The sequence below is a fragment of the Bacillus sp. LSHTCR4 genome, assembly GCF_057197025.1.
The window spans coordinates 2,380,582-2,406,695 of the sequence record NZ_JBXUNO010000001.1 but is presented as its reverse complement, the minus strand read 5'-3'; the positions used below and the strand labels follow the sequence as shown (position 1 = coordinate 2,406,695).

At 34.7% G+C, this 26,114-nt stretch carries 27 protein-coding genes; 20 read left to right on the top strand and 7 right to left on the bottom strand.

Annotation, left to right across the window (positions count from 1 at the left end):
- Nucleotides 1-254: 254 nt before the first annotated feature.
- The 5 genes from AC2CGR_RS12380 (at nucleotide 255) to AC2CGR_RS12360 (ending at nucleotide 5,791) form a co-directional block, all read left to right on the top strand.
- Entirely contained in the window at nucleotides 255-974 is a 720-nt protein-coding gene (locus AC2CGR_RS12380; RefSeq protein WP_087967444.1) for a hypothetical protein, read from the top strand.
- Between the two features lie 452 nt (nucleotides 975-1,426).
- Complete coding sequence (locus tag AC2CGR_RS12375) at nucleotides 1,427-3,328, top strand: endonuclease MutS2 (RefSeq protein WP_484480881.1); 1,902 nt, start codon at nucleotides 1,427-1,429, stop codon at nucleotides 3,326-3,328.
- Nucleotides 3,329-3,334: 6 nt separating this feature from the next.
- Nucleotides 3,335-3,859, top strand: coding sequence for a GNAT family N-acetyltransferase (locus AC2CGR_RS12370; protein WP_061131723.1), 525 nt, complete (start codon nucleotides 3,335-3,337; stop codon nucleotides 3,857-3,859).
- Between the two features lie 160 nt (nucleotides 3,860-4,019).
- Nucleotides 4,020-4,730: a histidine phosphatase family protein gene (locus tag AC2CGR_RS12365; protein ID WP_071722783.1), complete on the top strand. Its 711-nt coding sequence runs from the start codon at nucleotides 4,020-4,022 to the stop codon at nucleotides 4,728-4,730.
- Between the two features lie 278 nt (nucleotides 4,731-5,008).
- Nucleotides 5,009-5,791, top strand: a complete 783-nt coding sequence (locus AC2CGR_RS12360; RefSeq protein ID WP_000369193.1) for a putative protein N(5)-glutamine methyltransferase — start codon at nucleotides 5,009-5,011, stop codon at nucleotides 5,789-5,791.
- A gap of 263 nt (nucleotides 5,792-6,054) precedes the next feature.
- On the opposite strand, the gene AC2CGR_RS12355 is transcribed toward AC2CGR_RS12360, so the two are convergent.
- Nucleotides 6,055-7,020 carry a quinone oxidoreductase family protein gene (locus tag AC2CGR_RS12355; RefSeq protein WP_087967448.1) on the bottom strand — a complete coding sequence of 322 codons (966 nt, stop codon included), beginning with the start codon at nucleotides 7,018-7,020 and terminating at the stop codon, nucleotides 6,055-6,057.
- 124 nt (nucleotides 7,021-7,144) lie between these two features.
- Here AC2CGR_RS12355 and AC2CGR_RS12350 point away from each other — a divergent pair, with 124 nt between their 5' ends.
- The 3 genes from AC2CGR_RS12350 to AC2CGR_RS12340 all read left to right on the top strand — a co-directional run bounded on the left by AC2CGR_RS12350 (nucleotide 7,145) and on the right by AC2CGR_RS12340 (nucleotide 9,346).
- Entirely contained in the window at nucleotides 7,145-8,038 is an 894-nt protein-coding gene (locus tag AC2CGR_RS12350) for a LysR family transcriptional regulator (protein ID WP_087967449.1), read from the top strand.
- Nucleotides 8,039-8,339: 301 nt separating this feature from the next.
- A complete protein-coding gene (locus AC2CGR_RS12345) occupies nucleotides 8,340-8,852 on the top strand; it encodes a DUF2690 domain-containing protein (RefSeq protein WP_484480880.1) in 513 nt (170 codons plus the stop codon).
- Nucleotides 8,853-8,869: 17 nt separating this feature from the next.
- Nucleotides 8,870-9,346 carry a DUF2690 domain-containing protein gene (locus AC2CGR_RS12340; RefSeq protein ID WP_071715722.1) on the top strand — a complete coding sequence of 159 codons (477 nt, stop codon included), beginning with the start codon at nucleotides 8,870-8,872 and terminating at the stop codon, nucleotides 9,344-9,346.
- Between the two features lie 98 nt (nucleotides 9,347-9,444).
- On the opposite strand, the gene AC2CGR_RS12335 is transcribed toward AC2CGR_RS12340, so the two are convergent.
- On the bottom strand, nucleotides 9,445-9,993 hold the full coding sequence (locus tag AC2CGR_RS12335) for a GNAT family N-acetyltransferase (protein ID WP_071715721.1): 549 nt from the start codon (nucleotides 9,991-9,993) through the stop codon (nucleotides 9,445-9,447).
- Nucleotides 9,994-10,221: 228 nt separating this feature from the next.
- The gene (locus tag AC2CGR_RS12330; RefSeq protein WP_087967453.1) at nucleotides 10,222-10,710 is read right to left on the bottom strand and encodes a DinB family protein; all 489 of its coding nucleotides are present in this window, start codon (nucleotides 10,708-10,710) and stop codon (nucleotides 10,222-10,224) included.
- A 205-nt stretch (nucleotides 10,711-10,915) separates the two neighbouring features.
- Between AC2CGR_RS12330 and AC2CGR_RS12325 the strand changes: the two genes are divergently transcribed.
- Entirely contained in the window at nucleotides 10,916-11,374 is a 459-nt protein-coding gene (locus tag AC2CGR_RS12325; RefSeq protein ID WP_087967455.1) for a DinB family protein, read from the top strand.
- Between the two features lie 242 nt (nucleotides 11,375-11,616).
- On the opposite strand, the gene AC2CGR_RS12320 is transcribed toward AC2CGR_RS12325, so the two are convergent.
- Complete coding sequence (locus AC2CGR_RS12320) at nucleotides 11,617-12,132, bottom strand: TetR/AcrR family transcriptional regulator (RefSeq protein ID WP_087954937.1); 516 nt, start codon at nucleotides 12,130-12,132, stop codon at nucleotides 11,617-11,619.
- Between the two features lie 391 nt (nucleotides 12,133-12,523).
- Between AC2CGR_RS12320 and AC2CGR_RS12315 the strand changes: the two genes are divergently transcribed.
- On the top strand, nucleotides 12,524-14,734 hold the full coding sequence (locus AC2CGR_RS12315) for an MMPL family transporter (protein ID WP_327918734.1): 2,211 nt from the start codon (nucleotides 12,524-12,526) through the stop codon (nucleotides 14,732-14,734).
- Between the two features lie 255 nt (nucleotides 14,735-14,989).
- Here the strand turns inward: AC2CGR_RS12315 and AC2CGR_RS12310 are convergent, their stop codons facing one another.
- Nucleotides 14,990-15,757, bottom strand: coding sequence for a DUF817 domain-containing protein (locus tag AC2CGR_RS12310; protein WP_087967457.1), 768 nt, complete (start codon nucleotides 15,755-15,757; stop codon nucleotides 14,990-14,992).
- Between the two features lie 275 nt (nucleotides 15,758-16,032).
- Here AC2CGR_RS12310 and AC2CGR_RS12305 point away from each other — a divergent pair, with 275 nt between their 5' ends.
- The 5 genes from AC2CGR_RS12305 (at nucleotide 16,033) to AC2CGR_RS12285 (ending at nucleotide 20,107) form a co-directional block, all read left to right on the top strand.
- Nucleotides 16,033-17,067, top strand: coding sequence for a FecCD family ABC transporter permease (locus AC2CGR_RS12305; RefSeq protein WP_087967459.1), 1,035 nt, complete (start codon nucleotides 16,033-16,035; stop codon nucleotides 17,065-17,067).
- Nucleotides 17,068-18,084 carry a FecCD family ABC transporter permease gene (locus AC2CGR_RS12300; protein WP_087967461.1) on the top strand — a complete coding sequence of 339 codons (1,017 nt, stop codon included), beginning with the start codon at nucleotides 17,068-17,070 and terminating at the stop codon, nucleotides 18,082-18,084.
- A gap of 21 nt (nucleotides 18,085-18,105) precedes the next feature.
- Nucleotides 18,106-19,014 (top strand): ABC transporter substrate-binding protein, encoded by a 909-nt coding sequence (locus AC2CGR_RS12295; RefSeq protein ID WP_484480879.1) that lies wholly within the window; start codon nucleotides 18,106-18,108, stop codon nucleotides 19,012-19,014.
- A 214-nt stretch (nucleotides 19,015-19,228) separates the two neighbouring features.
- A complete protein-coding gene (locus AC2CGR_RS12290; protein WP_484480878.1) occupies nucleotides 19,229-19,780 on the top strand; it encodes a GNAT family N-acetyltransferase in 552 nt (183 codons plus the stop codon).
- A gap of 99 nt (nucleotides 19,781-19,879) precedes the next feature.
- Nucleotides 19,880-20,107, top strand: coding sequence for a coiled-coil domain-containing protein (locus AC2CGR_RS12285; protein WP_001047304.1), 228 nt, complete (start codon nucleotides 19,880-19,882; stop codon nucleotides 20,105-20,107).
- Between the two features lie 72 nt (nucleotides 20,108-20,179).
- On the opposite strand, the gene AC2CGR_RS12280 is transcribed toward AC2CGR_RS12285, so the two are convergent.
- Nucleotides 20,180-21,505, bottom strand: coding sequence for an ArsB/NhaD family transporter (locus AC2CGR_RS12280; RefSeq protein WP_049114097.1), 1,326 nt, complete (start codon nucleotides 21,503-21,505; stop codon nucleotides 20,180-20,182).
- A gap of 251 nt (nucleotides 21,506-21,756) precedes the next feature.
- Between AC2CGR_RS12280 and AC2CGR_RS12275 the strand changes: the two genes are divergently transcribed.
- From AC2CGR_RS12275 to AC2CGR_RS12255, 5 genes are all read left to right on the top strand, one after another.
- The gene (locus AC2CGR_RS12275) at nucleotides 21,757-22,107 is read left to right on the top strand and encodes a YojF family protein (protein ID WP_000407039.1); all 351 of its coding nucleotides are present in this window, start codon (nucleotides 21,757-21,759) and stop codon (nucleotides 22,105-22,107) included.
- 15 nt (nucleotides 22,108-22,122) lie between these two features.
- Nucleotides 22,123-22,785: a bacillithiol biosynthesis deacetylase BshB2 gene (gene bshB2, locus AC2CGR_RS12270; RefSeq protein WP_000439461.1), complete on the top strand. Its 663-nt coding sequence runs from the start codon at nucleotides 22,123-22,125 to the stop codon at nucleotides 22,783-22,785.
- A gap of 379 nt (nucleotides 22,786-23,164) precedes the next feature.
- Nucleotides 23,165-23,545: a hypothetical protein gene (locus AC2CGR_RS12265; RefSeq protein WP_000581443.1), complete on the top strand. Its 381-nt coding sequence runs from the start codon at nucleotides 23,165-23,167 to the stop codon at nucleotides 23,543-23,545.
- Between the two features lie 1,055 nt (nucleotides 23,546-24,600).
- Complete coding sequence (locus tag AC2CGR_RS12260; RefSeq protein WP_087967468.1) at nucleotides 24,601-24,879, top strand: hypothetical protein; 279 nt, start codon at nucleotides 24,601-24,603, stop codon at nucleotides 24,877-24,879.
- Nucleotides 24,880-25,207: 328 nt separating this feature from the next.
- On the top strand, nucleotides 25,208-25,432 hold the full coding sequence (locus AC2CGR_RS12255; RefSeq protein WP_000390461.1) for a hemolysin XhlA family protein: 225 nt from the start codon (nucleotides 25,208-25,210) through the stop codon (nucleotides 25,430-25,432).
- 43 nt (nucleotides 25,433-25,475) lie between these two features.
- Here AC2CGR_RS12255 and AC2CGR_RS12250 read toward each other — a convergent pair whose 3' ends face one another.
- Nucleotides 25,476-26,048 (bottom strand): DUF5823 family protein, encoded by a 573-nt coding sequence (locus AC2CGR_RS12250; protein WP_087967470.1) that lies wholly within the window; start codon nucleotides 26,046-26,048, stop codon nucleotides 25,476-25,478.
- Nucleotides 26,049-26,114: the final 66 nt, after the last annotated feature.

The window sequence follows — 26,114 nt, the reverse complement described above, 5'->3', positions numbered from 1 at the left end:
TAAATAGATATTATATTTGCTTTACGATAAAATGCTTATAGTGTAAAATTACACTATAAGTGTAAAATGATAATTAATGTTTTTGTACTTATGATTATTAGGGCTTTCTAAGGCAAAGTGATGAATTTTTATTATTTAAGTCAGCGAAGGTGATTTGATGTAGTGGTTATTAGAAGAAGTTTTTTATATAAATCGTAAATTAAAATCCTTAAGGACATTTCTGTATAGGTGGTAGTAGCAAAAGGAGAGGCAATATGAAAAGAACAATAATGAAATGTAGCATAATGCTTAGTTTATTACTATTAACATCATGTGATATATCGGATGAAGAAATTGAACAAAAAGCACAAAGTTATACAAAAGCGGAGTATGGTATGGCGGTTAAATTAAACGGCGTTGAAACATTGGGCAATGGAAAGGACTTCCTTGGTCCCAAGGGGCGGATAGCTACTGTACAGCAAGCCGATGAACCGCATTTGCAATTTCAACTTTATTTCGAGGGACAAATCTCTCCAGAAGTAAATAATGATAATTATAAAATAAAAAAGAAAACCAATGATTTACAAGGAAAGTTTAATACATATTATGAAGAGAAAAAGAATAACACTATATTTACTTTTAATCAATTGCAGACTGGGGACGATGTTTTCAATAAGAATGCTGAGGAAAAAATAGCGAAGAAAAACTTGCAACAGTATTATACGGCAGTTTTTAAAAGTAATATTGTTTTAGATGTAAACAATTCTGTGCATATGGAAACATTAGCGGAAGTTGCAAGAAGTATTCAGGAATTTAATAAAACGATTGAAAATAGTAATAGTAGTGTGGATGATATAACGATTCAGCTGCCAAATGCTAATAAGGATGTATTACTACATATTGCGGTAGATTATATAGTAACGGCTGAAGATGCGAAAAAGACCCTTGAGAAAAAGGCTGATTATATGAAAGCTTTACAATCTGCAAGGAAATAGTCTGACACCTTTACTTCTTATAAAACATATAGTATGATGATTTCAGTAAATTAGATTTCAATGACTATAATATAAATTAATGAGAGGTGCTTTTTGTGAGTGCGGTAGGTACTAAATAGGAAAAATTTAATGAAATAAATCGGATAAGACCAGGGGATTTTTATGTATACCATACCCCTAATTTTGTCATGGATTTATTTCGATACCTATGAAGATACCTACAATACTTTATAAAGCGTGTAATAAGGGGATTTCCATCCGTTTTTATGGTTTATTTCCTCATATGTTATTACTCATGCCTTGTAAATGTAAAAGCTGCGGTATCCCCGCAGCTTTTTTGTATATATTTTTAATGTATAAAAATGGTAATTGGATAATGTAGAACTCATTGGAATCTAATGAGTAGGTATCTTCATTTATGATAGAAATCAATCATAGTGAGGAGAAACAAAATGAATACGATGACTTTTGAAAAGTTACAATATAGCGAATTAAAGGATATAGTGAAATCTTATTGCGTAAGTGGATTAGGTAAGGAATTATTAAATAAATTAGAACCAAGTACGAGTATTAAAGTAGTGAGAAATCGTTTGAATGAAACAACTGAAGCGCGAGCTATATTAGATGCAGAAGGGCATGTTCCTTTCTTCGGTATTTCAAATATCGCAAGTACAATTCAAAAATTAGAAAAAGGGATGATTTTAGATCCAGAAGAATTAGTAAGTGTTTCAGATTTTTTACGTGGATGTAGAAAGATTAAAAAGTTTATGTTAGATAAAGAATTTTTTGCGCCAGTATTAGCTTCTTATGCAAATTCAATGACTGAATATAAAAGTATTGAAGAGGAAATTAACTTTTCAATTAAAGGAAATAGTATTGATTCTGTCGCTAGTAAAGAGTTAAAACGAATTCGAAATAACATTGATTCAGTAGATGGGAAAATAAAAGAACGTTTAACGAAGTTTTTAAATAATAGTGCAAATAAGAAGTATATTCAGGAGTTCTTCATTAGTAAGAAGGATGATAGGTATACAATTCCAATTAAATCTTCTTATAAAAATCAAGTTGAGGGAAGTGTAGTTGAAGCCTCGGCAAAAGGCTCTACTGTATTTATAGAACCGCATACGGTTACAAAGTTAAATGTGGAACTCGCAAGTTTGAAAGCAGAAGAAGCGATGGAAGAGTATCAAATTTTAGCAACTTTATCAGGAATGGTAGTAGAAAACATTTATCATATAAAAATTAATATGGAATTAATTAGTCAATACGATATGGTATTTGCGAAAGCGAAGTTTAGTAAATCAATCGATGGAATAGAGCCGAAGTTAAATGATCATGGCTACATTCATTTAGTAAATTGTAAGCATCCGCTTTTAAGTGGGAACGTAGTACCGTTACACTTTGAAATCGGTCAAAACTACCGAAGTTTAATTATTACAGGACCGAATGCGGGCGGGAAGACAATTGTATTAAAAACAATTGGACTACTAACATTAGCGACAATGTCAGGCCTTCATATTGCTGGAGATAAAGAAACGGAAATTGCTATTTTTGACAATGTATTTGTAGATATTGGTGATAATCAAAGTATCGAAAATGCACTCAGTACATTTTCATCACATATGAAAAATTTATCTGAGATTATGAGGATGTCAAATAATAATACGCTTCTATTGTTTGATGAAATAGGAAGCGGAACCGAGCCGAATGAAGGGGCAGCACTTGCAATTTCTATTTTAGAGGAGTTTTATCTTGCGGGATGTATTACAGTTGCGAGTACACATTACGGTGAAATTAAGCGATTCTCAGAAATGCACGATGATTTTATGAACGCAGCAATGCAATTTAATAGTGAAACGTTAGAACCACTTTATAAATTAGTAATCGGTAAATCAGGTGAAAGTAATGCACTTTGGATTGCAAATAAAATGAACGTAAGAGAACATGTACTGAAAAGAGCGAAAGAGTACATGGGAAATAAAGAATACGCTTTAGAAAAAGTGAATGAAAGTAAAATTAGAAAACCGAAATTTGTGCAAGAAAAAAGAGAAAATAATTATGAGTACAAAATTGGGGATCGCGTAAATTTATTGGATTATGATGATTTTGGTATTATCTATAAGGAAATAGATAATTTCTATAACGTCGTTGTCTATTATAACGGTGAATTTGTTGAAGTAAATGTAAAACGTATTACATTAGAAGTAGCAGCAAAGGAATTATACCCAGAGGGATACGATTTAAATACACTATTTGTCGATTATAAAGAAAGAAAAATGCAGCATGATATTGAGCGTGGGTCGAAAAAAGCGCTTCGTAAAATCCAAAAAGAAATAAGAAAGAATAGAGGATAAGTTAAAATGGTAAAGATTAGACAAGAGCAACAAAATGAGTATAGAAAAACAGAAGAAGTTGTACAGCAAGCATTTTTACATGAAGAATTTAGCGATAAAACAGAACATGAACTTGTAAAGCGTATTAGAGAATGTGACGCGTTTGTTCCTGAGTTATCTATCGTTGCGGTAGACGAGGAAATAGTCGGGCATATTATGTTATCGAAAATTAAGATAGAAAAGGATGGAGCTTCTGTAGATTCATTAGCGCTTGCCCCAGTTTCAGTTGCTACGGGCCATCAGAAAAAAGGTATTGGCGGGAAACTTATTGTAGCTGCGCTAGAAAAAGCGAAAGAACTCGGATACGGATCAGTTGTAGTATTAGGACATCCAGAGTACTATCCGAAATTTGGTTTTAAGAAAGCAAGTGAGTGGAATATAAAAGCACCATTTGAAGTGCCAGATGAAGTGTTTATGGCGATGGAATTAAGAGAAAATGCTCTTGAAGGTGTAAAAGGAATTGTGCAATATTCGAGTGCTTTTGCTGAGTAGGAGTATCGGTTAAGAAATGTAATCATAAAAGATGCTATCTTTTTGTATGGATATACAGAAAGGTAGCGTTTTTTATTAAGCGAAGCTACTTACATATATTTTGCTCAATGAATAATTAAGGTGGTAAAATTGATATAGAAATGTAAAGGGAGAGAATTGAATGAAGAATCGAGAAACAAATAGCAATGAGAATGTAGTTACGTTATATGTTACAAGACACGGTAAAACAATATTAAATACGAACCATCGCGCGCAAGGTTGGGCAGACTCTCCGTTAGTAGAAAAAGGTGTGGAAGTTGCCTCTAATTTAGGAACGGGATTAAAAGATATTCATTTTACAAGTGCGTATAGTAGTGATAGCGGCCGCGCGATTGAAACTGCTAATTTAGTATTAAAATATAGTGAGCAATCAAAATTGAAACTTGAGCAAAGGAAAAATTTAAGAGAATTAAATTTCGGTATTTTTGAAGGTGAAAAGCTTGAAAATATGTGGGATGTGGTTGGAAAAGCTGCGGGTGTTGCATCACCAGAAGAACTTATGAAGTTTTCTATTCAAGAAGTGATTGATCTTATTAGAGCAGCAGATCCTACGAAACAGGCAGAAAATTGGGAGTTATTTTCTACTCGTATAAAAGCAGAGATTGATAAAATTAGTGAAGAATCTGCTGTAAATGGTGGCGGTAATGTTTTAGTTGTTGTTCATGGGTTGTTGATTACTACCTTAATAGAAATGTTAGACAGTAGTAAAACAAAACTTGGAGTGGAAAATGCTAGTGTGACGAAGATTGTATATCAAGGTGGAACATACACAGTTGAGTCGGTTGGAGATATGAGCTATGTTGCAAAAGGGAAAGAAAGTGTGGAAATATAAAAAATTCATATAGAAATAAGAAAAGGAAGGTAGAGAAATCTAGCTTCCTTTTCATTTTTTTAGTACATCATTTATAAGGTTATATTGGGATGTTATGGTAAGTTTTTCTATTGTGTAGAGTGTTTCTTTGTTCAACAATTGGGTCATTTAATTAAAAAAGGGCGTATTTTTTTGAATAGGACCACTTTGTTAAAAAGGATACATCCAATTTTTAGCGAATACAGGTTTATAAATAAGAAAAAGTGGTGAGGTAAATAGGAAAAGAATGTAATTCCTTTTTGGACAATAAAACGGAAAAATGTATAATTAACAGGCTTCAGAGCGCGGGTTGTGTTTTCGCAGAAGAAGAGACCCGGTTACTTATTTCTGCAGCCCGAACTCCAGAGGACCTCAAGAGAATGGTGGAAATGCGAGCCGATGGTTTACCACTTGAATATGTTGTTGGATACACAGAATTTTGTGGGTTGCGGATAGAAGTGGACCGAGGTGTTTTCGTACCTCGTCAACGTACCGAGTTTCTTGTTCACCAAGCAGAAGCTCTGTTATGCTTTGGTGATATCGTCGTTGATCTATGTTGCGGTTCAGGTGCTGTCGGTGTAGCTCTGGCGGCAGCTTTAGGACGAGTTGAATTGTATTCTGTTGACATTGATCCTGTCGCAGTACGATGTGCTAGCCGCAACGTAACAAATTTCGGTGGCCATGTTTTTGAAGGTGATTTGTATAAAGCTTTGCCTCACGCACTTAAAGGACATGTGAACACCTTAGTTGCCAACGTACCTTATGTTCCTACCGAGGCAATAAAGCTGCTTCCACAGGAGGCCCGCCTACATGAACCGAATGTGGCGCTAGACGGAGGAGAGGATGGACTCGACATTCAGCGAAGAGTAGCAAAAGAAGCATTTCTCTGGCTCGCACCGGGAGGGCATCTTTTAATAGAGACGAGTAAAATGCAGGCAACTCAGACCTTTGAAATCTTTGCTGGTGCTGGGCTTACCACAAGAGTGGCTAGAGACGAGGAACTAGACGCTACAGTCGTTATAGGATCGAATTCTAGTTTTTAGCATAAATCCGTACGTAATCTTACTCAAAAATGAAATGATAATTTCCTAGCAATATACAAATAAAAAAATCCATATTCAATTAAAGAGCGTTTTAATTGAGCAAGGAGCACAAAAATTATCAGAATTTATTCGAAAGCTATACTGGCCCGTTATTTGAAGAAGAAAGGAGATAACATATTAGTCATATAAAATATGTTATCTCCTTTCATTTATCAATTTTTTCAATTTAGGTCTTGATAAAGCTTCTTTTTTTATTGGAACAATTATGGAATTAATAAAATCTTCCCTGTACTTTTTCTGCTCTCTAATAATTCATGGGCGCGAGCACCGTCTTGTAAAGAGAATGTAGTAGGGCTCGCGATGTTTAATTTTCCACTTGCGATCCAATCAAATAATTGAGTAGAGCGTTTTTTTCGTTCTTCAAAAGTAGTAAGCACGTTCCAAAGGTCTCCGCCAGTTAAAGTTTTTGAAGTATCCATAAGCATACGCGGATCAACTGGCGCAGGATTACCACCGGCCATTCCGTAAAATACGACAGTACCACCAGTTTTAGTAGCGTTAAAACTTTTCTCTAATGTAGAACCTACTGATTCATACACAACATTTACTCCATCACTATTTGTTATTTCAACTACTTTTGTATGCCATGCTTCCGTATATAAAAATACGTGATCAGCACCAGCTAACGTGGCTATCTTTGCTTTTTCGTTTGATGACGTGAGGCCGATTGCTTTTCCGCCCAGTAGTTTTATCATTTGAATAAGAAGTTGACCAACGCCGCCAGCCGCAGCATGGACTAAAGCTGTATCACCTTGTTTTATTTGGTAGCTATCTTTCGTTAAATAATGTGCTGTTAAACCTTGCAATAAGACAGAAGCGGCTGTTTCAAAAGAAATAGAATCCGGAAGTGGGATTGCTTTTTCTGATGGAACGGCAACTAATCCTGCATTTGCAAATGGAACGTCAGCAAATGCGATACGATCTCCAGGATGGATATTCGTAACGTTAGCTCCTACTTCTTCAACAATACCAGCCCCTTCATAACCTAATATATAAGGCGGATTGCCAGCGAGATGATAATCACCGCGGCGTCTATAAATATCAGCAAAGTTTAAACCGATTGCTTTCGTGCGGACAAGAATTTCATTTGCATTTATGATTGGATCATGTATTTCTTTATATTGTAGTACATCCGGATTTCCGAACTGTTCGAAACAAAGTGCTTTCATATGGAATACCTCCATTTATATTGTTTGTCGATGCTCTTTATCATACAATACAAATATCAATAGACAAAGAGGATTATTTCGATGAAATCAATCGGAAATACCGATTGAAAAAGAGGGATGATAAATGGAGATAAAACAGTTAATTACATTTAAAATAGCCGCGGATACTTTGAACTTTACACAAACTGCGAAGAAATTAAACTTTGCTCAATCGAGCGTGACAGCGCAAATTAAAACGTTAGAAGCTGAGCTAGATACGCCGTTATTTGAAAGATTAGGGAAACGTCTTTTCTTAACTGAAGCAGGAAGGAAGTTTCAACTATATGCTGATAAGATGATTGCACTTAGTAACGAAGCGAAAATGGCTGTGAAAGATGATGAAGAAATAGCTGGTACGTTAACGATTGGTGCACAAGAAAGTCAGTGTACATATAGGCTTCCATCTATATTAAAGAGGTTTAAAGCACAATTTCCTGAAATAAAGCTTATATTTAAACCAGCGCATTCCAATAAAGATGCGAAGGAGCAATTGATGGAGGGAAAAGTCGATTTTGCATTTATTTTGGACGAATGTAAAACAGAAGATGCTTTACATGTGGAGCCGCTTATGAAAGAAGAATTAAAAGTAGTAGCTGCTTCAGGGCATCATTTACTCCAGCAAACTTCCGTCTCTATAAAAGATTTAGAGAAGGAAACACTTTTATTAACAGAAATAGGGTGCTCATATCGGACTTTATTTGAGGAGTTATTTCGTGCGAAAGACATATATCCAGCAAATAAGATTGAATTTGTTAGTGTAGAGGCAATTAAACAATGTGTGATTGCAGATTTGGGTATAGCCGTTTTACCGGCGATAGTAGTAGAAAAAGATATACGAGAGGGGACGATAAAAGAGTTACATCTAGAACATACTATCAATCCAATTTTCACACAAATTGCTTGGCATAAAGATAAATGGATGACAGTGCCACTGCAGCAGTTTATTGATGTAACGAGGGAGTTTTTTATAACGGATTAAGTGGAGAAATATTTATTTTATATAAAAGAAAAAATGGCAATTTTGTATAAAGAACCGATGCTTGCATGAAACGAGTATCGGTTCTTTATGTTTTAAATAAAGGATGTTTTCAAATGTGTATTTCTCAACTTTTTTTCTTAAAAGGATAAGTAAATTTCTTCGTATATTCCAATAATCGTAAGGGAATTTACAACTTTTATTCGTTTCTGTAAGATGCCTCTAGGCAGCACGAAAGGAGGGGCGTACATAGGGAGGAGATTGTCTTTAGTATACGTACTTATTTTGAGGGAGGAGATTTACAATGTTTAAAAAGTTAATGAAAGTATGTGTGTTAAGTGTAGCGAGTGTAGGGGTATTATTTAGTTTTCAAGGAAGTACATTTGCAGCTACTGATCTGAGTAGTTATTATGACGGGAAAAATCCAGCAACAACGAAAGTATACGGAGGCAGTACAACATGTGATGCAGATGGATTTAATGCAAAGTCTACAGCGGTGTATGAAGGTAGTAAAAAAGTAGGAACAGTGTATTTACGTTACAGTAATAACTGTCACACGGCATGGTCTAAGTTTGTTTTAGATCAACCAGCACCTTCTGTTTCTGGAGGAGTATATGCTTACGCTGTTATTAATAAATATAAAAATGGTGTATTCCAAAAATCAGTAGATTCTAATAGTGGTAATGGAGCAATTAAAACAGGACAAACGAGTACGTATACAGGAATGGTGTTTGATTTAACTGCGGATTTTGGTTATACAGCTGATGCCGAAGCGGTGACGATTAATAATGGCTACGGGAAAACTGGACGTTATTAATAAAGGAGTGGAATGCTATGAAGCTATTTAAAAAGGTAAGCGCATGTCTTTGTCTGGCATTGCTCGTCATAACTAGTGTTTTTAGTACGATGAATAATGATAAAGCATTTGCAGAAGACCATTCATATGATGGGAAAAGTCCTTACTACAATAGCTGTGATCAATCAGCAGTAACGAAAGAAAAGAAGTGGATTGATTCTAATTCATATGTGGAATTAAAATTTAGCACGACATGTAAAACAGCGTGGGCAAAGGTTACTGTAACACATGCAGCGGTTTATAATAATGAAGCTGATGCAAGGATAGTCAGAAAAACCGATGGAAAGGCATATACTTGCGGAAGTGCTGGAGGAAATGGTGTTGTGAATAAAGGGCAAACATCATGCTATACGCCAATGGTATATGATTTAGATCCAAGAAAGGCACAAGCACAAGGGAAACATGCTATACCAAATAGTGATGCATATAATTATGCTGAGACAATTTGGTATTAATACGATTATAAATGCGTTAAGAGCTGTTATTTGATATAAAAAAGAAAGAGCCTTACTACATTTTATTGTGGTAAGGTTCTTTAAAATTGTTTCATAGATTAAGTACAGTCATTTACAAAGGTCTCTCTATAATCGCTTTTAAGTATGGCCATAATAATTTCATCTGAGTATGTATCGTTATAAAATAAAGATTGACGTAAGGTTCCTTCTTTTACAAAACCAACTTTTTCATAAGCTTTAATTCCGCGTAAATTATGGCTAAATACTTCTAACTGTAAACGATTTAATGATAGTTGTTCAAAAACAAATCTTAAAACGATTGTAATAGCTTCAGTTCCATAACCTTGTCCTGTTAATGCTATGGAAAGCATTGATATTCTGAATCCTGCTCTTTTGTTCTCCTCATCGATATCTAAAATCGACAACTCTCCAATCATCTCGTCAGTGCTTTGTAAACAAATAGCGAAATCATAGCGACTTGAATTATTATTTATATGATCTATATGTTTCGTGATTTGCTCCAATGAAAAAGTGGACTTAGTTCCAGTCATATATCTTATTTCATCATTCATTGTACTTTCTAATATAATAGGAGCATCTAGCTGACAAAGAGGCCTTAAATAAATTCTTTCGCTCTCTAATCTCATTATAATTTTCTCCTTTAGTTAGTAATTGAATGTATAAATACTTAAACTTTCTTCAATGAGTTACATAAAAAATATGAACCTTAATTCGATGTTACATGAATTTTATAATGGTATGGTATACCTAAAACAAATAATAAAAGTTTTATACACAACAAAATGTAGCAACGAGTTTTTTGATAATACTATTATTATTGCTGCTCATTCCGCTTTTAAATGAACACGAATGTATTAACTAAGGTCTGTGTCTGGAGGATTGTATCCAAGGTGACGAGCCATAGATACAATTTGTCCTTTATGGTGAAACTCATGCGTCTCCGTATGAGTTAAAAGCCATAACGGTGTTGTACTCCAAGGTTCTTTTTGCCATTTCACTTCATTTGCTATATTTTCGAGCCAACGGTCATTGTATTCGTCTAAAAAACGTTGTACAGTCTCATCTACTAACTTAAATCTAGCACGGATTTTCGTGATATCTGCATGCTCAACTTCATAATCACTAGCGAATAAAAAATCTGCTCGTTTTTGCTTGAATGCGAATGATCCAAGCCAGTATCGATAGCAATCGGCTACATGAATATGTGTTTTTATAATGCTACCATTTCCGAAATTCGGAACTGTGCTGTGCAATTTTTCTAATGGGATTTCTTCCAAAAATGAAAATAAGGTTTCTCTTGTAGAGCTAATAAGACTATATTGTTGTTTTAAAATATGTAACATGTAATTGACACTCCTCTATTATTTACTAAACTAACTGTGTAGTAAGTAATTCTATATTTATTAGGGGTGAACCTTTTAAATATTTTTACTAAGCATATTAGATGTTTTTCTTAATCGTTTCTGATAGATTAAACAAGGTGAAACTTTAATAAGTTGAACATTCTTAGTTCATAATAAATGGTACATGAAGAAGGGGAACGATTAAATGAATAGACTAGTTGGTTTAAAACAATTTGAAATAACGCGCGGGGCATTACTTAAATTTATGGAGACGTTAGATGATAAAACTGCGGATACGCAGCCGGATGGCTTTAACAATACAATTCGCTGGCATATCGGTCATGTATTAACGGCAGCAGAAGTTTTCATGTTTGGAAAAGAATTCAAACAATTACCAACTGAATATCCAGGCATGTTTGGGTATGGATCAAGACCATCTAAATGGAAAACAGAAGGACCGTCATTAGAAGTATTAATGGCCCAATTAAAAGAACAAGCAAAGCGTATTAACGAAATTCCAGCAGAAGCATTTGAGAATAAACTGCCAGAGCCGTTCCTAGGACTAGAAACAGTTGGTGAGCTTTACGGTATGATGCTTTATCATGAAGCAGATCATATTGGTCAGATGAAGACGATGGAACGTATTATTAAAGCAGGAAAATAAATATGTAAAAAGGTCCTACAGTTTTAAAATTATTAAGAGCTAAATTAAAAATACTAAAAATAGAAAGGCCCTAACATATTATACATGGCTAATATGTTAGGGCCTTTTGTTTTTGGTCATGAGTTTTCTTGAGTAGAAATAACTAGAGTTCCATTAACGGTCGTTTATGGTTAGATGAACTACTCGTAGCTTTGTATGTAATGCACATTTTTTGAGATGTAATAAAAGATGGAATAGTTGTATCAGGAGCTTGTAAAATTTCTGGTATCTGCTGTCCCGTATGGAAGAATCTCGTATATTTTTGCAGCAAGTGCTTGGGGAGATTCCTTTGTCCCTCTTTTAAGCCAATCGTTAACAATATTATAGATACCTCCTGCTAAAAATAGGATCTGCATTCTACTTATTTCATGATTGCGCGTAATATCTGCTTGAAAGACCTTTTCCATTGTGTAATTCAAATAATCAAGCATCATATTAGATATATTTGAATCCAGCAATTTTCCTGATGGTTTCTGTGCAGACACAAATCCCTCTATGATATATTCAATAATTAGCTGCATACTTTCATACGGATCCAAACTATCAACCTCATTCAAGAATTGTTGAACAATTTCATCCACAGATACTTGCACGACGTCGTAAACGTTGCGGTAGTATTTGTAGAATGTGACTCTGGCAACTCCAGCCTTTTTACAAATAGCTGTTACAGTTATATCTTGCAGTTTATGTTCGTGCAACAGGGCGCTTAATGCCTCCATAATGTATGTCTGAGAGTGTATACTGTCTTCCCTTGACTTTCTCAAAGCTAACACATCCCTTCATTCTGTTCGTTTTAAGTGAAAATCATCACATAGTGCTTGAAAGATGAAAATCCACTGTTATACTTACACATGTAAGTACAATTGTTAGCATGGTGATAACAATTGTATAAAAGGACATTATTGCTGTCAATGTGTACCATCTTCTTTGTTTCCTATTGGCAATTTGGCGCCATTCTGCAAGCTATAAATAGGGAGATATATTCGGATATAATTTATAATTAAAATTTTATAATCTTTATATATTGATTATCAAAATAAATGTAAGTGTATTTCTAGATTGCAACGTAATAACAAGAAAAATTTTTGACAAGAATAGGGTGAGTTTTAATTGGCAAAATATTTGTATAATTTAGGGTGTTGGGCAGTAAAACATAGGATAAAGATTGTATTCGGTACACTTGCAATTCTTATTGCATTAGTGCTTTTTGCAATCAACATGGGTTCCGCTTTCAGGGATGAGCTGAGCATTCCAAACACACCGGCAGATAAAGCAGGAAAAGTAATTGAAAAAGAGTTTAAAGAGATGCAACCAGCAGGTGTCCAAGTAAAAGTAGTGTTTAAAGCACAAAAAAACGAAACTTTGGAGTCAGTGGGAGTACAACAGAAAATTGCAGAAGTTCTTGATGAGATAAAAAAAGATTCAGCGGTTGATTCTGTGGTAGCACCGATGCAACTGCAGAATCTTAGTAAAGATAAGAAAATTGGATATGCAGTTGTTACGTACAAAATGAGAGCGGAAAAGGTCACAGGAATTTCTAAGGATAAGCTTTTAAATAGCATTGAAACAACAAGGGATGCTGGCATTCAAACGGAGTTATCAGGAAGTGATATTAAGTTTTCTGACTCAGATACTTCAGGTATGACTGAAATTGTCGGAGTACTTGTTGCCTTTGTAGTCTTGGCATTTACCTTTGTGTCTTTTCTGGTAGCTGGATTGCCAATTCTCACTGCGATAATTGGATTAGCGATTGGGATGCTAGGAATCATGATTGGGACCAATTATATGGAAATCCAATCAGTTTCTTTATCCTTGGCTGCTATGCTAGGACTCGCAGTAGGCATTGACTATGCGCTCTTCATTATCAATCGTTTTAGACAGCAACTTGCAAAAGGAGATTCTGTTTCGGAATCTGTTGCCATCGCAACGGGAACAGCAGGAAGTGCTGTGATTTTTGCAGGGTTAACAGTTATTATAGGTCTTTTGGGACTGTCTGTTACAAAAATCCCATTCTTGATAGCGATGGGCGTATCCGCAGCCTTTACTGTGCTTATAGCTGTGTTGCTTTCTGTCATCATATTACCAGCAATCTTAGGTCTTGTCGGCCATAAGATTGCACCATCTAAACAAAATCGATTCTTGCAAAAGATGACTGGGGCAGGTAAGAAACATGCTGGTTCAAATAAATGGGGAGAGTTTGTCATAAGACGTCCTCTGATTGTTACAGTTTTTGCAATCGGACTACTTGTAGTAATTACGATTCCATTTTTCCATATGAACCTTGGCCTTCCTTCTGATGGAACAACAAAGTCTACAGAAACAACAGAAAGAAGAGCATATGATTTATTGACGGAAGCATATGGAGAAGGAGTTCATGCCTCTTTAGTGGTAGTGGCAAAATCAGAGGAAGCAACAACTGAAATGCAAAATGCTATGAACACTATTGCAAAAGAATTGGGTAACCTATCTGACGTGAAAAGTGTGACACCAGCCATTCCTGGGCCTTCTGGAAAGATTTATATGATTTCCGTCGCACCAAAAACAGGGCCTGACGATACAAAGACAAAGGATTTGGTAAAAGCGATCCGGGACAGATCGAACCAGACCGAGAAAGAAAATGGAATTGAACTAATGGTAACGGGGACAGCAGCGATGAATATTGATATTGTGCAAAAGCTAAGTGATGCCTTGCCAGTTTTTGCTGCCCTTATTGTGGGACTTGCATATGTACTCTTAGTTCTAGTGTTTAGATCTCTGCTCATTCCATTAAAAGCAGTATTAGGGTTTTTGCTTTCTCTTGGTGCTACGTTGGGAGCTGTGGTATTTTTCGTGCAGGATGGGCATTTCCAAAATATATTTGGTTTCCCGGCAGCCGGTCCAATCTTAGCCTTCTTGCCTGTCATTCTGATTGGCATTCTGTTCGGACTCGCCATGGACTATGAGGTGTTCCTAGTGAGCAAGATGCGGGAAGTATATACGCATACAGGCGACCCGAAGAGAGCTATTTTAGAAGGAATGCAAGAGAGCGGTAGAGTCGTAGTCGCAGCAGGGTTAATTATGATGTCTGTATTTATTGGATTCATGTTGGCACCTGATACTATCATTAAATCCATAGGCATGGCACTTACATTCGGTGTTTTCTTTGACGCATTTATTGTGAGAATGACAATCGTGCCCGCGGTCATGACTCTAATGGGTAAGTCAGCATGGTACTTGCCAAAATGGCTGGATAAAATGTTGCCTAACATTGATGTTGAAGGAGAAAGCATTATACATCACAAGGAGGACAAAAGTGAAAAGATATATAAACAGAACAATTAAAGTTAATTCATAGTTGTATTCAGTTAAAAAACCGCTTCTCTATAAAAGAGAAGCGGTTTTTTTAGAAAAAGTATGTAGCATCATGTCATTCTGTATTTCCGAGCTTGAGCAAGGAATATATATCTTTTTTTATTACCATCAACACTTTCTGTATTTTTATAATATCCTTCTTCTTAAAGCATAAGATTATATATTAAAATAGAATTTTTTATAGAGTTTATAATTTTAGAATGTATAAAAAAGAGGACATTATCATCAATATCTTTTCGACTCCTTCAAATATTTGAGTTGCGTAACAATCATAATGCTAATAACAACGAGTAAAAACCATGAGCTAATTTTGCTTAAGTGAACGAGATTCCACGCTTCTCTTTGATTTGGATATTGCCATGCTCCGAAAAATGTTGCGATGTTTTCCGCAATCCAAATGAAGAACCCGATAAGGAAGAAGGAAAGAACGAGTGGCATTTTATATGTAACGCCTCGTAATGAAAATTCCACAAATGTTCGAAAGAAAACGATGAATAATAGTAAAGTTAATACCCATCTAAAGTCATATAGAAAATGATGTGTGAAAAAATTAAAGTAAATCATTGCGCCTAGCGGTACGGCAAAAATAGCCCTCGGCCAATGGTGCATTTGTAAATGCAATCTTCTCCACGCTTGGCATATGTAACTGGCAACACTTGCATACATAAAACCACTGTAAAGCGGAACTCCAAAAACTTTTGAATAAGCTTCTTCTGGATAACTCCATGAACCGAAATGTACTTTATATATTTCTAGTAGAAGGCCGATGAAATGGAAGACAGTAATTACTTTTAATTCGTCTTTCGTTTCAAGTCCAGTTTTGTACATAATCCACTGCATGAGAAGACATACGATGAGTATGAAATCGTAGCGGTATAACCCTGGGATAGAAATGATTTTTGATAGGGCTAGTGTTAAGAAAATAACAACTGGGAATAAGCAAGAGAATGCTTGCTCGTAAGTGAAGTGTAGTAGTTGTTTTATATAGAACATTGTGTCACCTTCGATATTTTTGTTAGAAAACTCAAAATAATGACTAAGTATACTACAATTTAAAAAATAAGCCAGTAGTTTATTTTTCATGTATTTGTAAGTTTTAGAAAGGAATTGTAATAAGTATTTTAATATTTAACGAAGTAAAAAAATAGTTTGCTATTTCAAAAAAGTGGGGATATAATATCTAAATGAAAATGATAATTATTATCAGTAATGATTATAAATTAAAAATAATTATAAAAAACAACTGAATATAAAGGATGAAATGAAACATGTTACATAAGTTTGCTGTACATGCTGGCAATAATCGCTGGATACATATTAAGTTCATATGTTTCATGAGCTTAACAATTTTATGTTTAATCGGATCTATATTTTTAGCTATTGCATTCGGTGCAAAGGATATCCATTTGCAAACTGTATGGGCAGCGGTTTTTGATTATAATCCGAAAGTAACGCAGCACCAAATTATTTATGAATTAAGGCTTCCAAGGGTAATTGGTGCAGCAGTGGTAGGAGCAGCTTTTGCGGTCGCAGGGGCAGTTATGCAAGGAGTAACACGAAACCCATTAGCTGATGCAGGTGTGCTTGGAATAAATGCAGGTGCGATGTTTGTAGTTGCACTTAGTTTTGCCTTTTTCCCGCATATGCCATATTCCTATTTAATGATTGTTTCCTTTATTGGAGCGGTTTTAAGTACAGTACTCATTTTTATTATCGGGTCAGCAACATCAGGCGGATTAACACCGATGAGGTTAACGATTGCAGGGGCAGTTATGGCCGCACTTTTGCATTCGTTAAGTTCAGGTGTCGCGATTTATTATGACTTAAGTCAAGATTTAGCGTTTTGGTACGCTGGTGGTGTTGCAGGGGTTAAGTGGGAGCACTTGAAATTTTTAGTTCCTATTATTCTTATAACCATTCTTTTTGCGACAGTGATAGGGCGGTCTATTTCACTCATATCAATGGGAGATGACGTCGCTACCAATTTAGGAGTAAAAACGAACCGAACGAGAATACTAGGGATGATTATAGTAGTCATTCTGGCAGGTGTATCTGTTTCAGCTGTTGGTTCTATCGGATTTGTAGGACTTGTTATTCCGCATATTGCTAGAAAATTAGTTGGTGTGAATTATCGACTCATTATTCCTATGTCAGCGTTATTAGGAGCTATGTTATTAGTTTTAGCTGATTTAGGGGCAAGAACAGTAAACCCTCCTAAAGAACTTGCGATAGGAATTATGGTAGCTCTTGTTGGAGTTCCGTTCTTCCTCTATATAGCACGTAAAGTTGGGAGGGAGCTATAAGTGAAGGATCTTTTGAACACAGATAAAAAGAGAGCTATTATTGTAACTACAATTTTTGGTTGTATTAGTATCGCTGTCATTTTAATTAGTTTAAATACAGGGACACTAAGCATAGCGCCACTTAAAGTAATTCAAACACTTTTCGGTTATGGTGATTTTGAGAGTGCAACAGTGCTATACGATTATCGTATGCCAAGAATTATAATTACAATGTTAGCTGGTATTGGCCTTGGGATTTCCGGTGCGATTTTACAAGGATTATCACGCAATGCACTTGCAGACCCTGGTATTTTAGGATTACATTCAGGTGCATCTTTTGGGTTAATTATATTCGTTACTTTCTTTCATTCTATTAATGAGAATGTATCGATTTTAATACCGTTATTTACATTTGGTGGGGGAGTACTAGCTGCGTTTTTAATTATTATGCTTGCGAGTGATCGATCAAAAGGCTTACTTCCTATTAGACTCATTCTCGTTGGTATTGCTGTTTCAGCTGGCTTTAGTGCGATTTCGTTATTTTTCTCCCTCAAGTTAAATGATGAGACATATACATTCGCTTCTAGATGGTTAGTTGGTAACGTGTGGGGAAGGGATTGGATTCATGTCCTAGCATTATTACCTTGGATTTTCATACTAACCCCGTATGCATGGCTAAAATCTAAAACGTTAAATGCATTGTCACTAGGTGATAGTGTGGCAGCAGGACTTGGTGTTTCTGTTCAAAAAGAACGGTTACTTCTTTTAGCTACAGCGGTTGGATTATCTTGCGCGAGTGTATCGATGGCAGGGGGGATTGGGTTTATCGGTTTAGTTGCTCCGCATATTGCAAGAAAGTTAGTAGGTACTACCTATCAACATTTCCTTCCACTAGCTGGCATTATTGGAATGATTATTTTAGTGCTAGCAGATACGATAGGTCGTTCTATATTCGAGCCAAATTCTATTCCAGCTGGTGTAGTAGTGGCAGCTTTAGGAGCACCGTATTTTCTTTATTTACTTACAAAAACAAAATAAATACTTCAAAGAGGAGAACATATGAAAAAGAAACTTACTATTTTATTTAGCATCATGTGTATTTTAGTATTAGCAGCATGTGGCCAAACGAAATCTAATGAAGAGGCAACGAAAAAAACTGAAAAAAGTAATGATCCGAAAATCGCTTCTATGTCCATTCACTTAACGAATAATTTACTGGCATTAGGAATTACACCTGTAGGCTCTGTTATTGGTGGAGATTTAAAAGATTTCTTACCGCATGCAAAAGAGCAGTTGAAAGATACGAAGAAACTTGGTGTTGTAACGGATCCGAATATGGAAGCATTACTTCAATTGAAGCCAACTGACATTTATGTGGATGAAAAATACGCTGGCAAAGATTTAGCGAAATACGAAAAAATTGCAAAAACACATTCTTTCAATTTAGATGAAGGTACGTGGAGAGATCAGTTAATACAAGTTGGTAAACTTGTAAACCGTGAGAAAGAAGCGGATCAATATATTCAAGATTACGAAGAGCAATCAAAACGAGTAAGAAGTTTAATAGATAAAGAATTAGGTAATAACGAAAAAGTAATGGCAATTCGTGTTACTGCAAAAGAATTACGTGTATTTAGTACGAAAAGACCGATGGGACCAATTTTGTTCCAAGACTTAGGATTACAACCTGCAAACGGTGTAGAGAAAATTGATGGAAACCGTCCTTTCGAAGTCATTTCACAAGAAGTATTACCTGACTTTGATGCAGATGCTATTTTCGTTGTTGTAAACAGAGATGATAAGGCAAAAGCTGCATTTAAACAACTTCAAGAAACATCAATTTGGAAAGACTTAAAAGCAGTTAAAGGTAAGCACGTATACATTATTAATGACCAACCATGGCTTGACTATTCTGCTTTAGGAAACAAAATGGCATTGGATGAAGCTGAGAAAATGTTTACGAAATAATATCGATTCGTTGTTAGGAAGATCCTCTAAATTTTGAGGGTCTTTTTTATTGTTAGAATAAATAAAAAATTTTACAATGAACGTAATTTAATGCAGAGGAGATGTGCCAATGTCAGCGCTTATTGTAAGTATCCCGTTTATAAAGCAGTTTATGGAACAAGGGGATAAATAGGCTAAAATAAGTATCCCCGTTATTAAAAAGGGGGAGTTTGAAATGACGATGAATCTTTTTCAAAATAAAACGATTAAATTATCAGCTATTAGAGAAGCAGATGCTGAAGTAATGGCAATATGGCAAGAAGATAGTGAGTATTTAAGAAATGTCGATACAGATGTAGCGTTTCCGCAATCGTTACAAGAAATAGCAAGTGATAGGCTATTAAAGGGACGGAGATCGAATAGTGTATCTTTCATGTTGAGGACAGTTCAAGATGATCGTTTAATTGGTTTTGTTGCAATTCATAGTATAGAGTGGAATAACAGAACAGGGTTATTAGCAATTGGTATAGGAGATGCAAATGATAGAGGTAGGGGATATGGAAGAGAAGCAATCCATCTTATTTTAAAGTATGCTTTTTATGAATTGAATTTGCACCGCGTCGGTCTGGATGTTATTTCTTATAACAAAGCTGCTATTGAGTTGTATAAAAAGATGGGTTTTCAAATGGAAGGCTGTATGAGAGAAGCAGTGCAAAGAGAGGGGAAGTGTTTTGATCGCATGATTATGGGGATATTGCGGGATGAATGGATAGAGCTGCAAGGTTAGAAAGTACATTCGAAATTATATATGTAGTATGCAGGAGAAATAATGATAATTGGCGAAAATTTACAGTGTACTGATTGAATTTATAAGGGGCTATGCAAAATGAATTTAGAAAAAGCAAAACCAGTAAATGAAGAGGTCGCTGAATTAAAGGAGTTAATTAAAGAATTGCACGGAAGTGTACATCAACTGCAAAGCGAAGTGCAGCAACTAAGGCACGAAAGACCGGTTGTAGAAGTGAGGAAAGGTGTTCAACTATCGCCAACAATCGTTGGACAAATTGGTGGTATGATTTTAGGTGGATTAGCAATTATCGGTATATTTTGGTGATGAAAAAAGGTTTGCAGCACGGATGCTGCAAACCTTTTGTATGTGACGATATAATTTCATGCAATACAACTTTTACATTAAATAACGTAAATATATATAAGCATGTGATAATAGTAATGCAATGATTGTTAACGGCAAACCAATTTTTAAGAAGTCCATATAAGAGAAAGCATGTCCTTCACGTTTTGCAATACCAGCAACGACTACGTTTGCAGATGCTCCGATTAACGTTCCGTTTCCTCCTAAGCAAGCTCCAAGTGATAATGCCCACCATAGTACTTCGATTTGCGGAGAATCAACAGATAGTCCGAGTCCTGTAGCTAAGTCTTGAATAAGTGGTATCATCGTTGCGACAAATGGGATATTGTCAATTGTTGCAGATGCGATACCCGATACCCATAAAATAAGTATAGCGGCGAAACCGATATCGCCATTTGTGACGTCGATTACTTCTTTTGCGAGTGAAGAAATAAGTCCGATATCAATTAAACCACCAACGAGAACGAATAGTCCGGCAAAGAAGAAAATGGTTACCCATTCGACGTGGGCAAATACATCTTCAATATCATGTTCTTTCACACCGATTAACATAAGAAGTGTAGCACCTGTCATCGCGATAACTGCAGCATCTACATGAATAATGGAATGAAGTACAAAGCCTAAAATAGTTAGTCCTAAAATCGAAATGGATTTCAAAAGGAGGCTTTGATCTTTAATATAATCTTTTTCATTTAATGCCATTAATTTTTCGATTTGCTCAGGTGTTGTTTTTAGTTTGTTACGATACATGAAGTAAATAATGCCAAGTGTCACGATAGAAATAATAATTACAATAGGAGCTAAGTTAAGTAAAAAGGCATTGAAGTCTAAATGCTTATTTGCTGATCCGATCATAATATTAGGTGGATCACCGATTAATGTTGCTGTTCCGCCTATATTTGAAAATAATACTTCTGAAATCAAATAAGGAACAGGATTAACTTTTAAAATACGTGTAATGGATAGCGTAACAGGTACGATTAATAATACGGTTGTTACGTTGTCCAAAAATGCTGATCCGACAGCGGTTAATAGGGATAGCAATAATAAAATACGGATTGGTTTTCCTCCAGCTGCTTTTGCCGCTTTAATGGCCACAAATTCAAAGACGCCCGATTGACTCGTAATATGTACGAGAATCATCATCCCAATTAAAAGGGTAATCGTTTCCCATTGAATATGTGATGTGAAAGCAGTATGTAATTCTACAACTCCAAAAATAATCATAATAGCAGCACCGAATAGTGCGATTACAGCACGATTCAATTTCTCAGAAATAATAAATCCGTACGTGACTAAAAATACGGCAATTGCAAAATAATATTGCCAATTTGCTACTTCATGTGCTGATTGTTCCAATCATGTCACCTTCTTTAAAGTATGTATTCAATTGTAAACATGCATCCTTCTGCGTAATTTATATTGTAGCAAATTCAAAAAAGAAAGAAAACTATTTAACAAAGTGAAGGAAAAAATGTGTTTTTTACATATGATATAAAAAAATAAAGAAACACAGTGCAAAATATTAGGAAAAGTGGGCGTTGTCCTCTAATATAGAGATAGCAATTTACATTATTTTTGCGTAAAATGGTTTAAAGAGGTGAATTCCGATGGAAATAGTAAAAGATAGTTCTCTTATTCAAAATGAAATTGAACGTTTTGTAAATAAAGATGTATATATTCATTTAGAAACGACGAACGGAGCGTACGCGTCACACTTTAATGAAAAGATGATGACAGTTGGAGCATTTATTCGAAATGCAATTATTCGCTTTGAGCGCGGGAAGATTACTGGAACAAACCCATACCGAGTTGGTTTAAAGATGGATCATGGCTGGGTATATGCAGAAGGTATTACGCACTGGGAAGTAGACGATAAAGAGCGTTTATTACTTGCAGGGCACGATAATCAAGGTCGCTTAGCAGTAGCGCTTGAGTTAAGCTTAACGCCATTTAAGTAAGAAGGAGGGAAACTTATGGAGAGACATGTACTTGTTGTATTTCCGCATCCAGATGATGAAGCATTTGCGGCGGGAGGAACAATTCGCTTATTAACAGATCAAGGAGTACCTGTAACGTATGCGTGCGGTACGCTAGGACAAATGGGACGTAACATGGGTAAGAACGTATTTGCTAACCGTGAAACGATTCCGAATATCCGTGAAAAAGAATTAAAAGATGCATGTGAAGCGATGGGAATCAAAGATTTAAGAATGCTTGGTTTCCATGATAAAACGTTAGAATTTGAAGATGTTGATTTCGTTGCAGACAAAATTGAAGCAATTATTCAAGAAGTAAATCCATCTCGAATTATTACATTTTATCCAGAGCACGGCGTACATCCAGATCATGATGCATTTGGCCGCGCTGTAGTTCGCGCCGTATCACGTATGTCAAAAGAAGAACGTCCAGTTATTCATGCGGTTGCGATTACGAAAAATCGTGAAGCAGTACTTGGTGAGCCGGATGTTGTAAATAATATTAGTGAAGTATTTGAGCATAAATTAGCTGCACTAGGTGCGCACCGTTCGCAAACAGAAGCGATGCTTGAAGAAACACACGCGAAAATCAAAAACAAAGATGCGGCAACATTAAAATGGTTGCAACTTGAACAATTTTGGACTTATAAATGGGAGTAGGCTAGAAGGGAACCTTCTAGTAGCTCTTACATAGAAAAAGCACCGTCACTTGTGACGGTGCTTTTTTGTGCTATTAACAACATTAGCATCATCCCTTGTTAAAGATAGGAGAGCTTTAGCTACTTCCTTACTAGAATGAGGATGTTATAAGAAAGTTATTTACCTTAATTATTATTTGGGATGAAAACAGTAAATAAGTAATGCAATATAATAATTATTTATTGAAAAACGATAAATATCATGTTAATATCAAATTGAAAATTAGTAAGAGAGGTGCTTTGCATGAAATATAAAACAAATGTTATGTACTAAAAAGAAATCGATGGAAATTAGGAAAGTTATATATTTTAATAGCAAAAAAAGAAAAGGGAGTTAGAGCATGATTCATAAAACAGTAAAGAAAGTTATCTTAATTGCAGGTGGTTTGTATATTACATATTTAGTAGGTGTAGTCATATTAGCGGAATCTATACCATATCCTACATCTCAACAACTTACAGAAGCTGAAACAGTAGTTGAACGCTATGTAGGTGAAAATAATGGAGTGAAAATGATAAATACATCTAGCAGCTTCACGGCTGAGATGTTCGATCGTACAATTCATATTGAAGGGAATTCAAAAGAGAATCCGGAACAAGTATTTCGAATGGATTTAGATCAAGTTTCTAGTGAAAGTGAAAAGATAACCGAAAAATCGATAAATAAAATTTGTAAATCAAATGATGCAGGAAAGAAATTTACGTGTGCTGATGCTGAATAACTAAAGGTAAGAATGTGTAGCAGCATAGTAACGGTTGATAACTACTACTCTAGTTAAATAGGAAAAAGCCTCGCAGGGGGGCGAGGCTTTAAACAGGGTATTAAAAATTATCGATTCGTTAAGAATAACTTCTTTTGAATAAACTAATTTTAGCATAATAACTTATATATATGTGTTACGAATTTATGAACAAAAAATCCATGATAAGAATATAGAAAAGATAATAATTTATTTAGAATCTATGTCATTACATAAAGTTCAAGTGGAGAAGAGAGTATACTTTTTGTATGGTGTAATAAAGATATAGCCCGCCTACAGAAATAGGTAGGCTATTTTTTATAAAGAAAAGACAACTTAAGGTTAGAGCCCTTGTTAAGAAATAGGGTGAAAACAAGATGTTTTAAGGAGAGATAAGGTCGTTCAATAGATAAAGATATCGTATTTGAAACACGTGATTATTCGTGGGTTAAGTTATATTTTTGATAAAAAATCTTTAAAAAGCATTACAATTCCTAGAAGAGATAAGACTTCAATCGAAAACCAAAATACACTTTTTTGAGGTTTTTTAAACTCCATTATTATGGAGAAAAATAAAAAGATAGCAATGAGAAAAAAAATTAAGAGACGAAGTATATCAAACATCAATAGCACTCCTAATAGTTAATTTGTTTCACTATATAGTTATTTCCAATATTGCAGAATTTAAGAAGCGACTTATTAATATTAAAGCAAAAAGTTCTCAGAATCTATGAATGAAAAATAAAAAAATTGAGCCACTGAGAACAGGGGGACTATATATTAATTAGTTTAGCGATTGAAAGAGTAATTTTTTAATCTCGTAAATGTCCGGTTAGTTCAACTAAATAATTAGTAGGGGATAGATACCCCTCTTAATGATTAGAATTTCACTTTATTTGTTTTCTTTTTTATATAAAGCCTTAGAACTGGAATTTAGTAATGGTTTATAAGAAACGTATGTTTTGAATTGTTTAATATAATAATGTATATTTATATCGATTTAATGATTTTAGTTTGTTAAAAATGGGGAAATCGATATGAAGGTTAAATTTGCCGTAATAAAAGATGAAAACTTTGATTGTAGTTTATTAGAAACAAAATTACTGAAAACTTTTAAAGAAGTAGATTGTGAAGCAGGTATTGTAAAGATTGAGGATGAAATTTTTGAAAACAATGATATACAAATGCATTTATCAGAAATAACCATTCATGTTACTGGAAAAAATATCGGTTATAGGTCTGTTTCAGCCAGTATATTTATTGTTCTAGAGAGCTTATCAATACAGCTATTTCGTATTAATATTAGTATACATTGAGCAGCTAACAAGTGGACTCTTCATAAAATCATACTGACTATATTGAGTTGGTAAACATGAAAATGGTGATGAAAACAATAGAAATTATCTTAGGTGCTCTCGTATACTGGAGAGCACCTTGTTTGCTGTTAAATAAACAAAGGGTTCCTTTTCTAATTTTAATTTATCTTAACGTTGATTTATATAGAAGAAAGGAAACATGTAAGTAATTCAATTAGATTGTACAAATAATTTGGTGCGCACATATACGGAATGTATTCACCGGTAAGAGGGTTGTCTCATAATATATATAGATTTTTCTATTAAGATGAACAGAGGGTGTGAATATATGGAAGATGTTTACGCTAAAATTGACAGTTTAAAAGCGGAACAAAAAGAAATTATGAGAGACATTCGTGCTTTAGAAACGCGTACTACTATTAATGAGAAAGACATAGCAACAATTAATAAGCAATTAGAAAAAATAAGTACAAACACAACGTGGATTTTGCGAATTATTATTAGTGCGATAATAATGTCAGTTTTAGGATTGATATTAAAAGGGATGATTTAAAAGAAAGAGGGGAGCTCCCTCTTTCTTTTATGTAAATGAGAAACTATACATTTTCCGTTTCCTTTTCCTTTTCATCTGCATATTTTTCCTCTAAAGAAATTAGTAGAGCAATTAACCCGAGTACTATAATAATTAAAGTGGTTATAAAAGATTTAGAAAGAGAGAAAGGACCATCAATTAAAAGTGGTAAAAACTTGAATGAAAGTATACTAGCTAGTAAGGAAATTACTAAAATAGTAAAAAGAGATATATTTTTATTTTTTATAGATGTTTGTAGAAAATCTTTAATAAAGCCTGTAGCAACAAATATAGTTAGTATGATAAGAGAAATAAAATAATGTGTTACATTTGTCATACTAATAGTAGGATCGTCTATTATGTAGGCAAGTAACTTAGATAATAATATACCGCCAAACAATAGAATGATGAAAGCAAGTAATTCAGTTGATATATAAGTGCTGAAATTATCTTTCTTTTTAAAGAGCTTATAGCTTAGAGTAGCCTGGATCATTTGCATGATAAATAAAGCGATAATCCACACGTAATAGACAATTGGTAATTCCCCTGAGAATAGAGAGATTAGGAAGTTTATTACGGTCCTTAAAATTTCAATCATTACGAAAGTCCTCCTGTTTGTAAGCTTTGCGACATTAAAATGTGCTAGTTTATCGTTAAATAATCA

Bases quoted from the DNA above. Each gene is read 5' to 3' on its own strand.
- AC2CGR_RS12380 (WP_087967444.1), top strand. From the start codon at position 255: ATGAAAAGAACAATAATGAAATGTAGCATAATGCTTAGTTTATTACTA.
- AC2CGR_RS12375 (WP_484480881.1), top strand. From the start codon at position 1,427: ATGAATACGATGACTTTTGAAAAGTTACAATATAGCGAATTAAAGGAT.
- AC2CGR_RS12370 (WP_061131723.1), top strand. From the start codon at position 3,335: ATGGTAAAGATTAGACAAGAGCAACAAAATGAGTATAGAAAAACAGAA.
- AC2CGR_RS12365 (WP_071722783.1), top strand. From the start codon at position 4,020: ATGAAGAATCGAGAAACAAATAGCAATGAGAATGTAGTTACGTTATAT.
- AC2CGR_RS12355 (WP_087967448.1), bottom strand. From the start codon at position 7,020: ATGAAAGCACTTTGTTTCGAACAGTTCGGAAATCCGGATGTACTACAA.
- AC2CGR_RS12350 (WP_087967449.1), top strand. From the start codon at position 7,145: ATGGAGATAAAACAGTTAATTACATTTAAAATAGCCGCGGATACTTTG.
- AC2CGR_RS12345 (WP_484480880.1), top strand. From the start codon at position 8,340: ATGTTTAAAAAGTTAATGAAAGTATGTGTGTTAAGTGTAGCGAGTGTA.
- AC2CGR_RS12340 (WP_071715722.1), top strand. From the start codon at position 8,870: ATGAAGCTATTTAAAAAGGTAAGCGCATGTCTTTGTCTGGCATTGCTC.
- AC2CGR_RS12335 (WP_071715721.1), bottom strand. From the start codon at position 9,993: ATGAGATTAGAGAGCGAAAGAATTTATTTAAGGCCTCTTTGTCAGCTA.
- AC2CGR_RS12330 (WP_087967453.1), bottom strand. From the start codon at position 10,710: ATGTTACATATTTTAAAACAACAATATAGTCTTATTAGCTCTACAAGA.
- AC2CGR_RS12325 (WP_087967455.1), top strand. From the start codon at position 10,916: ATGAATAGACTAGTTGGTTTAAAACAATTTGAAATAACGCGCGGGGCA.
- AC2CGR_RS12320 (WP_087954937.1), bottom strand. From the start codon at position 12,132: ATGGAGGCATTAAGCGCCCTGTTGCACGAACATAAACTGCAAGATATA.
- AC2CGR_RS12310 (WP_087967457.1), bottom strand. From the start codon at position 15,757: ATGTTCTATATAAAACAACTACTACACTTCACTTACGAGCAAGCATTC.
- AC2CGR_RS12305 (WP_087967459.1), top strand. From the start codon at position 16,033: ATGTTACATAAGTTTGCTGTACATGCTGGCAATAATCGCTGGATACAT.
- AC2CGR_RS12295 (WP_484480879.1), top strand. From the start codon at position 18,106: ATGAAAAAGAAACTTACTATTTTATTTAGCATCATGTGTATTTTAGTA.
- AC2CGR_RS12290 (WP_484480878.1), top strand. From the start codon at position 19,229: ATGACGATGAATCTTTTTCAAAATAAAACGATTAAATTATCAGCTATT.
- AC2CGR_RS12285 (WP_001047304.1), top strand. From the start codon at position 19,880: ATGAATTTAGAAAAAGCAAAACCAGTAAATGAAGAGGTCGCTGAATTA.
- AC2CGR_RS12275 (WP_000407039.1), top strand. From the start codon at position 21,757: ATGGAAATAGTAAAAGATAGTTCTCTTATTCAAAATGAAATTGAACGT.
- bshB2 (WP_000439461.1), top strand. From the start codon at position 22,123: ATGGAGAGACATGTACTTGTTGTATTTCCGCATCCAGATGATGAAGCA.
- AC2CGR_RS12265 (WP_000581443.1), top strand. From the start codon at position 23,165: ATGATTCATAAAACAGTAAAGAAAGTTATCTTAATTGCAGGTGGTTTG.
- AC2CGR_RS12260 (WP_087967468.1), top strand. From the start codon at position 24,601: ATGAAGGTTAAATTTGCCGTAATAAAAGATGAAAACTTTGATTGTAGT.
- AC2CGR_RS12255 (WP_000390461.1), top strand. From the start codon at position 25,208: ATGGAAGATGTTTACGCTAAAATTGACAGTTTAAAAGCGGAACAAAAA.
- AC2CGR_RS12250 (WP_087967470.1), bottom strand. From the start codon at position 26,048: ATGATTGAAATTTTAAGGACCGTAATAAACTTCCTAATCTCTCTATTC.